At 52.1% G+C, this 9,866-nt stretch carries 7 protein-coding genes and 1 pseudogene; 2 read left to right on the top strand and 6 right to left on the bottom strand.

Annotated elements, in window-relative coordinates:
* The 3 genes and pseudogenes from prfB to ABYW01_RS06850 all read right to left on the bottom strand — a co-directional run.
* Positions 1-128, bottom strand: a pseudogene (prfB, locus tag ABYW01_RS06860) (peptide chain release factor 2); the annotation flags it as partial.
* 93 nt (positions 129-221) lie between these two features.
* Positions 222-743: a flavodoxin FldB gene (gene fldB, locus ABYW01_RS06855; RefSeq protein ID WP_372831744.1), complete on the bottom strand. Its 522-nt coding sequence runs from the start codon at positions 741-743 to the stop codon at positions 222-224.
* A gap of 100 nt (positions 744-843) precedes the next feature.
* Positions 844-1,173: a phasin family protein gene (locus ABYW01_RS06850; protein WP_193954381.1), complete on the bottom strand. Its 330-nt coding sequence runs from the start codon at positions 1,171-1,173 to the stop codon at positions 844-846.
* Between the two features lie 117 nt (positions 1,174-1,290).
* On the opposite strand from ABYW01_RS06850, the gene gloA reads away from it, so the two are divergent.
* On the top strand, positions 1,291-1,674 hold the full coding sequence (gene gloA / locus ABYW01_RS06845; protein ID WP_372831743.1) for a lactoylglutathione lyase: 384 nt from the start codon (positions 1,291-1,293) through the stop codon (positions 1,672-1,674).
* Between the two features lie 58 nt (positions 1,675-1,732).
* Here gloA and ABYW01_RS06840 read toward each other — a convergent pair whose 3' ends face one another.
* Genes ABYW01_RS06840 through ABYW01_RS06830 form a run of 3 tightly spaced genes read right to left on the bottom strand, consistent with a single transcriptional unit; the run spans position 1,733 to position 7,021 of the window.
* The gene (locus ABYW01_RS06840; RefSeq protein ID WP_372831742.1) at positions 1,733-3,088 is read right to left on the bottom strand and encodes an HlyD family type I secretion periplasmic adaptor subunit; all 1,356 of its coding nucleotides are present in this window, start codon (positions 3,086-3,088) and stop codon (positions 1,733-1,735) included.
* Positions 3,075-5,339, bottom strand: coding sequence for a peptidase domain-containing ABC transporter (locus ABYW01_RS06835; RefSeq protein ID WP_372831740.1), 2,265 nt, complete (start codon positions 5,337-5,339; stop codon positions 3,075-3,077). The genes ABYW01_RS06840 and ABYW01_RS06835 overlap by 14 nt, the downstream gene beginning before the upstream one ends.
* Positions 5,336-7,021 (bottom strand): peptidase domain-containing ABC transporter, encoded by a 1,686-nt coding sequence (locus tag ABYW01_RS06830; RefSeq protein WP_372831739.1) that lies wholly within the window; start codon positions 7,019-7,021, stop codon positions 5,336-5,338. The genes ABYW01_RS06835 and ABYW01_RS06830 overlap by 4 nt, the downstream gene beginning before the upstream one ends.
* Positions 7,022-7,549: 528 nt before the next feature.
* Between ABYW01_RS06830 and ABYW01_RS06825 the strand changes: the two genes are divergently transcribed.
* Positions 7,550-9,796 carry a calcium-binding protein gene (locus tag ABYW01_RS06825; protein ID WP_372831738.1) on the top strand — a complete coding sequence of 749 codons (2,247 nt, stop codon included), beginning with the start codon at positions 7,550-7,552 and terminating at the stop codon, positions 9,794-9,796.
* The last annotated feature ends 70 nt before the right edge of the window (positions 9,797-9,866 follow it).

The raw sequence follows: 9,866 nt of genomic DNA, 5'->3' as shown, positions 1-9,866 counted from the left end.
GGATCTTCCAGCTCGCGCTCAACCTCTTCCAGACGTTCTTTCTTACCGTCGTAATCCAGATAACCACGCAGTACAGTTGTACGCTCGGAGATATCCTTCAGGGCGGTGATGATCGGATTGATTTCCATCGTGGGGGTTCAAACTCTCTGATTCGAAAAAAAGGCGGATATTTTACCTGATCACAGGCATTGTTTGAATCTTGTGCAGCGTAAATTTATGGCTCAATCAAGCTCAAACTCGTTCACAACCTGTCTAACCCAGGCTTCAACGCGCTCGTCGGTCTCATCGGACTGGCTATCCTGATCCACAGCAAGCCCTACAAAATGGGTTTCATCTTGGGTCAGCGCTTTAGATCCGGTGAATTTATAGCCCTGATTAGGCCAGTACCCCACCATACGGGCACCGCGTTCCTGCAATTTGTCATGCAGTAAACCCATCGCATCCAGAAACCACTCTGCATAACCGATCTGATCGCCCAGACCAAACAACGCGCACGTCCGGCCGTTAAAGTCGATCTCATCCAGCTCAGACCAGAGATCATCCCAGTCTTCCTGCAGCTCACCAAAGTCCCAGGTTGGAATACCCAGAATCATATGCTGGTAGTTGCCGACCGCGGCTAGCCCCTCTTCTGCGATATCGTGCTGATCCACAGAAAATTCGCTCAACTGCTCAGCAATCAATACTGCAACATCTTCCGTGTTACCGGTGGTAGTACCAAAAAATAGACCGATGGTGTTGCTCATCTGTAACGTACATTCCAGTCAAAACTAAAAACAGAGCCATTATAACAGACATAAAAAAAGCAGCGTCTAATGGCTGCTCTCTTTACAACGACGTGACGACTTATTTTTTGCTGGCAAACGCATCAAATGTATCTTGAGTCAGTCGTTCCATCTCAGAGCGCGCTTCGCCTAATGCCTGCAGGTTGTGCTCGCTGGCATCTTTCAACGTGTCTTCCAGCTTTTTAGCGTAAGTCTTCTGTAGCTCCATCAACTCTGTCGGTGACTGACAGTTCTGCATCTCTTTCGTTTGCTGAATAGTCGCTTCAATGCAGGATTTCGTGCACGCCATCTGCTGGCGGGTCAGCTCTTCCAACATCTTCGTCTGGATATTCACCAGATCCTTAAATGGCTCCATTGACTGGCTAAATGCTTTATTCATATCTTGAAACATAACCACCCCTTCCCTTAACTCTAATAAAACATCAGTCTCATACTGGTTATACTAAAACACTATGCCACGGTCGACACGCACTTTCGACCAATTGACCACAATAACGAGACAGAGACTATGCGGATTCTTCATACCATGTTGCGGGTTACTGACCTGCAAAAATCGATTTCGTTCTATACCGATATTCTGGGTATGCATTTATTGCGTCGTAAAGACTTTCCGGATGGGAAGTTTACGCTGGCATTTATGGGTTACGGAGATGAAGCAGACAATACCGTACTGGAGCTGACGCATAACTGGGAAACCGGTAGTTACGAGCTGGGCAACGCTTACGGGCATATAGCCATTGAAGTTGCAGATGTGTATGCCGCTTGCGATGCGATCAAAGCGAAAGGCGGTGAAGTTGTGCGTGAAGCCGGTCCGATGAAACACGGCAGCACCGTCATCGCGTTCGTGAAAGATCCAGATGGGTACATGATAGAGCTGATCGGCAGCAAATAGCATCAGATCAATTTGCATCAGGCACCGTCCGCGCCTGATGCAAAATTTTCACCCTGACTTAACGCTCACGGAAGGCGTTATCAAATCCACGCGTTACCGGTCGCAGCAGGTATTCCAGAATCGTTTTCTTACCGGTTTGAATATCAGCGGTCAGCGTCATACCCGGCAACACATTCAGCTCACCCGGCTGAGCGCCTAAATACGCTTTATCCATTTTAATCTCAGCGCGATAGTACGGCTGGTTCTCCTCATCCAGATACGTCGACGCAGAGATCTGATTCACCGTGCCATCAAGACTGCCAAAACGGGAAAAGTCATAACTGACAAACTTCAGTTTCGCGCTCTGCCCGGTGTGTACGTGTCCGATATCCTGCGGCAAAATTTTAGCTTCAACGATCAGATCTTCATCGACCGGTACGATCTGCATAATCACCTGACCCGGAGCGATGACTCCACGAGATCCGGCAATCGATAAGCCCTGCACAATCCCACCCACTGGCGCACGTACTTCCTGACGTTCATCACGCGCCTGCAAGCGAATCAGGGTACTTTCTACTTCGCCCAGCTCACTGGTGACCTGACCGGCCTCCAGCTCAATATCGCGGTTAAAGCGTGCAATACCATCCCGTTTGCGCTGCTGATTCTCTTTTAGCGCGGTACGGGCCACCGCAATGCCATCCTGGGTCTGCAGCAATTCGTTCTCAACTTCCGCCACTTTTGCCTTCGCGGCCAACAGCTCAGACTTTGAAACAGAACCCCTAACAACCGAGGCCTCACGAATAGACACCTGCTCCCGATGGATCGCCAGTTCCTTTTTCAAAGAAGCCACCTGATTACGCTGACGCCGCAGCTCATCGCGACGTTGCTGAATCTGACTCTCAATCACCGCCATCTCACTGGTTTGGCTATTCACCTGCGCCAGATAGATCGTACGCTGTCGCTCAAGCAGATCCCGATACCCTGCCCCCACCCGAGGGAAAGTCGGCGGACGACGGTCAATCAACGCCTTCAGTCGCTCTTCCTGCAGCTGCAGATTAACCCGACGACTCTGCATCTGCTGTAACTCTGACTCCGATGTAGCCGGATCAAGGCTTAAAATCAGCTGGCCTTCTTTCAGGTTGTCACCGTTACGCACATGTAGCTCACTCACGATGCCGCCTTCCAGATGCTGTACCTCCAGAATCGAACCGGCAGGCACGACCTCACCTTTCGCCAGCGCCACTTCATTCACTTCCGTAAATGCGCTCCAGACCACAACCGCGATCAGCAGCAAAATACCCACAACAATCGATACCGGCACGATAAAGCTCGGCGTAGGTTCTTCCAGCTGAATCGCCTGCGCCAGAAAACGCGCACGTGCACGTGGCAGGGTTGCGGTCCGTTCTTCTGCAAACACCGTATTATTTTCCTTCACGAAGACCCCCTACCAATACCTGCAGCGCCTGTTCCGGCTCTCCGGCAAATTTCGTTACACCTTTATCCAGCACAATCGCTTTGTCCGCCAGACGTATATGACTTGGACGGTGGGTCACCACCAGCACTGTCTTTTTACCTTTCAGCGCCCGTAGCTGCGACACTAGTTTCATATCACCTTCCCGATCCAGCGATGCTCCGGGTTCATCCAGAATCACCACCGGTGCCGAACACACAAACGCACGCGCCATAGAGATGCCATGAACAAACCCCGGCGTCAGACGCTGAGTACGTTCATCACCAATAGGCGTTTCAAAACCCTGCGGCAACGCCAGAATGTCATCCAGAATACCCACCGACTGCGCCACACTTCTCAGATCTTCATCGGTTGCCAGCACATCGTTCATGCGAATATTTTGCGCAATTGTCCCGTGGAAGAGCTGAGCATTCTGCGGAACATAAGCGATTGCACGTCGCAAATCCTTAACATTCAACTGGCGGATATCATGTTCATCCAATGTCAGACTACCCGCCTGCGGCTTGTACATCCCCGCGATCAACTTCACCAGTGTTGATTTTCCGGACCCCGTATCACCCGTGATGACCACCATCTCACCCGGCTCCGCCACCAGTGACACTCCGGTCAATGCCGGATCACTGTTCGGCGAGTAACGAAAACTGATCCGATCAATACCAATACGACCTTTCAACCCGGATAGCATCACGGATGAGGCCCGACTGTTCTTTTCCACGTCGAGCTTCATCAGCTGGTTCAGCTGTTTGACTGCGGCCATCACCTGCTTAAAGCGCCCAAAACTAAGAAAGGTCTGCTGAATAGGCGACAACACTTTTCCAATCAGCACCATCGTGGCGATTAGCGCGCCAACAGTCATATCTCCCGCCATCACCGAATAGACACCGATCACCAACACCGCAAGACTGCCGATGGCGACCCCGGCTTGTGAAACTGCATTGATTACGGCACTGGCCACCGCAGCCTTATAGTTGGCGGTAGAGGATTCCGCAGAATACTCCCGAAAACGCCCCAGCCACGACTGTTCAGCCGCCGCGCCTTTTATTTCGCTGCGGCCAGACAAACTCTGAATGAGCATCTTCTGCTTATCATTGCGTGCCTGCCCCGTGCGCAACACCCGACCTGCACTGACCGGCAACCACATGAGGCCAAACACCATAAACAGCAGCAACATCACCACCGGCACAACGGCAGCCCATCCTGCGATAAAAGCGATCAGTGCAATCATCAGCGGAATAAAGGGCAGATCCAGCAACGTTGAGGCATTGGGGCCGGTAAAGAAATCCCGCACGCTATCAAATTGTTTCAGCCGTGCCAGCTGTGCCGCCATGGTCGAACGCTCAGTCAGTATTGGCGGCAGGTTCAGAATCTGCCGAAAGGTTTCAACACCAATCAGATAGTCCATCCGCCCCGCCATATTACCCATCAAACGGCCCCGAAAATAACGCAGCACGATATCCGAGATCAGTAACAATATAATTCCGGCCACCATCGTTGGTAGCGCGTCGACAGATTCTGCGCCGATCACTTTGTCGTACACCATCATGATAAATAACGGTACTGACATAGTGATCAGGTTGATCAGGAAGGTCATCCCCAGCAACCAGCCGAACAAGTTACGAAAACGCCCCAGAAGTTGATCAAACCATTCCGATGAAGACTTAGTCGACACAGTCTGACCGTGCGTGGTGTTGATATGGGTAAACAGGTAGGCACAACCCTTAAGGTTGTCCAGATGACCGACCAGCTCCTGCCCCTGTTCGGCATCAAAGTAGCGTACCTGCCCCTCGTGTTCTTCATCTGCCGCCAGCAACACCAGTGGTTTATCATCCTCACCCACAAACAAGCAGGGATAGAGTTCGCTCGACAGCTGATTAAGCCGGGTTTTACGCGGCATGCTTTCATACCCCAGCCGCACCAGAATATTACGCAGGTCCACCAACTCAAGGTAATCAGAGAAGTGCGGCAACGCTTCAATCAATTCACGGGCATAGTGATTCCAGCCCAACGCACGCAACAGAGGCAACAAACAAGCCGAATAGGGAGACCCCGATTGCAGATCATCCAGTGAATCAGCGCGTAACGCCGCGGTCAGGACCTCACTTAATGCATCGTTCTGATCATCTGCCACTGTCTTCTGATCAGCGACAGACACCGGTTCGTCTGCAGACAACTGATCATCAATCGTGTGTGGGTCTTTCACTGTATCCATACTCATTGCGGTCCCTCCTGCTGCCTGGCCTGAATCTCCCGACGACGCTGAAGCTGTATCAGCTCCCCATCACGTAATTCATAGGCTTTATCACAGATACGCAGGAACGAAGGGCGGTAGGACACCACAATCAATGTACGACTGCCGCGAATACGCTGTAGCAAATTCAGCAGTTTGGCATCGTTCTTCAGGTCAAAGTTAGCGTTGGCATCATCCAGAATCATAATACGCGGGTCACCGACCAATGAGCGCACCATCAGGATTTTCTGCTTCACGGCCTCTGATAACGGATCAACCGCCGAGCCCCCTACCAACGTATCCAAGCCATCCGGCAGGCGTGCGACAATTTCATCTAACCCCAGGTGGCGCGACAGATTGAGGGACTGTTCAATCACATCCCCCGACCGAAACAGCGTCATATTTTCCAGGATAGTGCCTTCGTATAACGTGCCATGCTGAGGGACAAAGCCCACGTAATGGCGCAACAGTTCAGCGTCATATTCGGGTAGGGGTTTATCATCGATCCGGATTTCACCTTTTTCCGGCTTAATCAGACCTGCGATCAGCGACAACAACGTACTTTTACCCACCCCGTTGCGTCCTGTGATTGCAACTGCTCCCCCTGCTTGCACATCAAACGAGACACCTTTAAGCAACCACTCCTCCGTTTCCGGATAGCGGAACCAGACATCTTCAACTACCACATCACCCCGCGGAGGTTCGTCGGGCCGATAATCACCACTTTGTTCCGCGGGCAGGTCGCTCAGTTCCTGCGCCTGCTTTCGTGCAATACGTACGCTTTGCAGCTGCGTCCAAAGCCCCATCGCTTTCAGCCCAGGCTGCAGCGCCCGTCCGGTCAGCATGGTCACTGCCGCCAGCGCACCGACACTTAACTCGCCCTCCAGTACGATCAGCGCACCAAAGGCGACCACCAGCACCATCGCCACCTGTGAGAACGTACTGCCAACACCCTGTACCACACTGTTAATATGCGCCAGCGAATAAACGCCCTCCGCAGAACGCTCCTGCAACCGCTCGTAACGGCGCATCATCAACGACTCCATCGCCATGGATTTGATGGTGTGAATATTGTTCAGGGATTCAATCAGGAAGTTTTGTCGATGCTGCTCGGTCTGATGATTTACCTCCAGTGCCTGCTCAAGCTTTTTGCCCAACACAACAGCGACCACCGCAAATAACACCATAAGCAGCGCAGGTACCAACACAAGCTCACCGCCAATAAACCAGATCAGACCAAGAAACAGAAAAGCGAACGGCAGATCCAGCAACAGCAACATGGATTGCCCGGAAAAAAATCGCTGCAAATCTTCGACCGACTGCATGCGAGAAAGATAGTAACCTTGGGAGTGCTGGTTATACGCCAGCGAATCGGCATAAAGCACTTTGGAGAAAACGTTCATGTTCGCGGAGTGTTCAAAACGTGCACCACTCCATGCCAGTATGACCGAACGCAATACTTTCAGCAGGACCTCCAGCAAAATCACACCACCGATCCCGATCACCAGAATCGTAAAGGTATCCAGCGCCTGATTGGGAATAATCCGGTCATAGGACTGGAGCACCACAATGGGCATTGCCATCGCCAGCAAATTCACTCCAAACGATGCCAGAAATACATCTAAACGCAGCCAGTTACGCGGAATATCGATCCCAGCCTGATTTGCCATTTATGAACTGCCTCCATTTGCAGCTACTGCCTGAACGACCGCTCGATACCTACAAAGCGGCCTACAATACTAACCTTTACCTTTTCCCTGTCCATGACCTAAGCGGGATTTAAACACTACCTATCGGCCGAGCCCCATAAAACACCAGAAACCAACCTAAAATTCAAACAAAAACAAACAGATCATCTTGTTGACAAGAAGCGGCACCCGGTATAAATTCAAACAACAGAAAATAGCACCAAGTCTCTATATGCCCTGCTGTTACTGAACTAATAACAATCTCATTCAAACGAATCGAGACTAAGGGCTAGACAACAAGTCAGATAGCAATATAAACAGTCGTCTGAGTGGTTATCGATTGCGCACTGATAGCTAATCGCCCGCTGCAGATGATATGGATCAACAGCCAGACACAGAGGGTTTCGTTAAGATATCCTTGAACACTGCCGATCCATATAACAGAACATATGCTGGCAACAGCACATTCTTAATTTCATTCAGGCTTCCAGCGATCCAAAGGGTTGAACGATGTCGGACGCACATACTCAGGCACAGCATACAGACCTCAGCGGTACGTCTGATAATGATGTACTCCTGGGTAGCGATCAGGATGATTATTTGCACAGCGGATCAGGCACCGACACCCTTCACGGCTTCGATGGCGACGACCTTTTATTAGCTGAAGACGGCGAGTTTATCCTTGTCGCCGGTTCCGGTGACGATACCGTAGAAATCAACTCTGGACGCTCTGAAGCCTATCTTGGCGATGGTCAGGATACCTTTCGCGTACGCGACGCCACCTCAACAGGTGCTCACCTTGTCTTGGGCGATGAGGGAAATGATGACATCACAACCGCCGCAGGGAATGACACCCTTCACGGTGGCAACGGGAATGACACCCTGGATGCAGGCGCTGGCGACGATACTCTGTACGGCGGTGATGGCGATGATACCCTGATCAGTCAATCCGGAGATAACTACCTCAGCGGTGGTGAAGGAAACGATACTTTACGTGCAGGCCACGGCAATCACACGCTGATCGGCGGCAATGGCAATGACACGGTTTTCCTGACATCAGGCACGAGCCAGACCTTACTCGGTAACGGCAACGACAGTTTTACGATCCTGGACCGTACCGATACCGGTCATCAATTCGTGGCAGCTGATGACGGCGATGATCGCGTAACAACAGGCGCGGGCAACGACGAAATTTATGGCGGCGAAGGTCACGACAGCATTGACAGTGGCGCAGGCAACGATCTGATCAACGCAGGTGCTGGCAATGACATTATCAATACCGGCGATGGCAATAACACCGTATTCAGCGGCCACGGCAATGACCGTGTAACCGTTGGGAATGGCGACAATTTCATCTACCTCGGCGAAGGCGATGACACGTTCAGCCTGCTCGATTTGGCGCTGGCGGGAGATAACTTCATCGCCGCCGACGAAGGCGACGACGAGGTCATCAGTGGTGCCGGTAACGACACTATATACGGCGGTGAAGGTAACGACACCATCAACGGCGGCGAAGGTAACAACTACCTTCATGCCGGAAGCGGCGACAACACCCTGATTGCAGGTCGTGGTAACAACACGTTTATCGCCAGAGACGGCAACGACACGGTGATCACAACCGCGGGTACCAATGAAGCCTACCTGGGCGCGGGCAATGACACCTATCAGGTACTGGACCTCACCTCTCTGGGCAGCCAGTTTGTTGCTGCCGATGACGGTGATGATCATGTCACCACCGGCGCAGGCAACGACACCATTTACGGCGGCAACGGTAACGACATCATCAACAGCGGTGATGGCAACGATACGCTGAACGGCGGTAATGGTAACGACACGCTGACCGCGGGCAACGGTGATAAGACAATTATCGCAGGCGCAGGCCACGACCAGGTGGCAGCAGGCTCAGGCCACAATGAGGTTTATCTCGGAGACGGTGATGACATTTTTGAGCTGCTCCTGCCCGAGACAGGCGGTGACAGTTTTGTCGTTGCAGGCAATGGCGATGACCGGATCACCACCGGCTCGGGCAACGACACCCTCTATGGTGGCAATGGCAACGATGTAATTTATAGCGGTAGCGGCAACGATGTTATCAATGGCGGCGCCGGTCACGACACCCTGTTTGCAACACAGGGTAGCTACAACATCATCGCTGGCACCGGTAACGATCAGGTAAACATACAATCCGGCAACGGAGAGATCTATCTGGGAAGCGGCGACGATACCTTTGAACTGATTGATCTCTATAGCCTCGGAAGTTTCTTCATCGTCGGTGATGATGGCCGCGACTACATTCAGACCGGTGCCGGTGACGATACCCTGTATGGTGGCAACGACAACGACACGCTCATAGCAGGTGATGGCAACAACTATCTGCACGGGGGAGAAGGCGATGACAACCTCCGCTCCGGTGCTGGCCACGACCAACTCTATGGTGGCAACGGGAATGACCAGCTCTACGGCAGCGCTGGCAATGACACCATCTACGGCGGCAGCGGCAGCGACACTTACTTTGCCAGCGGTGAACAGGGCCTGAATCATTTCCACGGCGGCGAGAGCAGCAGCGGCTGGACCGATACGATTCATATCGACGTCGACGAAGACGATGTCTGGCAGCTCCGCATCAACAATGAAGTCGTCAATTTTGATATGGCTGATCAAGCCCTCGCGCTTAACCCCGACAGCATCGGCATCATCAGTTTTGCCGACGGTTCTGAACTCTCCTTCGACGGCGTAGAACTGATTAGCTGGTCCTGATATCGACTAATTAATGAGTGGCAACGCCCCATCCCCATCTCCTTTCCTGCCTGATATATGTCAAAAAATC

This window comes from Pontibacterium sp. (genome assembly GCF_041587635.1).
In the GTDB taxonomy this organism is placed as follows: Bacteria; Pseudomonadota; Gammaproteobacteria; order Pseudomonadales; family Balneatricaceae; genus Pontibacterium.
The sequence above is the reverse complement of the archived record's forward strand: the minus strand, read 5'-3'. Positions and strand labels throughout refer to the sequence as shown.

Coding starts and splice junctions, on each gene's coding strand:
- gloA (WP_372831743.1), top strand. CDS start 1,291: ATGCGGATTCTTCATACCATGTTGCGGGTTACTGACCTGCAAAAATCG.
- ABYW01_RS06850 (WP_193954381.1), bottom strand. CDS start 1,173: ATGTTTCAAGATATGAATAAAGCATTTAGCCAGTCAATGGAGCCATTT.
- ABYW01_RS06835 (WP_372831740.1), bottom strand. CDS start 5,339: ATGAGTATGGATACAGTGAAAGACCCACACACGATTGATGATCAGTTG.
- fldB (WP_372831744.1), bottom strand. CDS start 743: ATGAGCAACACCATCGGTCTATTTTTTGGTACTACCACCGGTAACACG.
- ABYW01_RS06830 (WP_372831739.1), bottom strand. CDS start 7,021: ATGGCAAATCAGGCTGGGATCGATATTCCGCGTAACTGGCTGCGTTTA.
- ABYW01_RS06825 (WP_372831738.1), top strand. CDS start 7,550: ATGTCGGACGCACATACTCAGGCACAGCATACAGACCTCAGCGGTACG.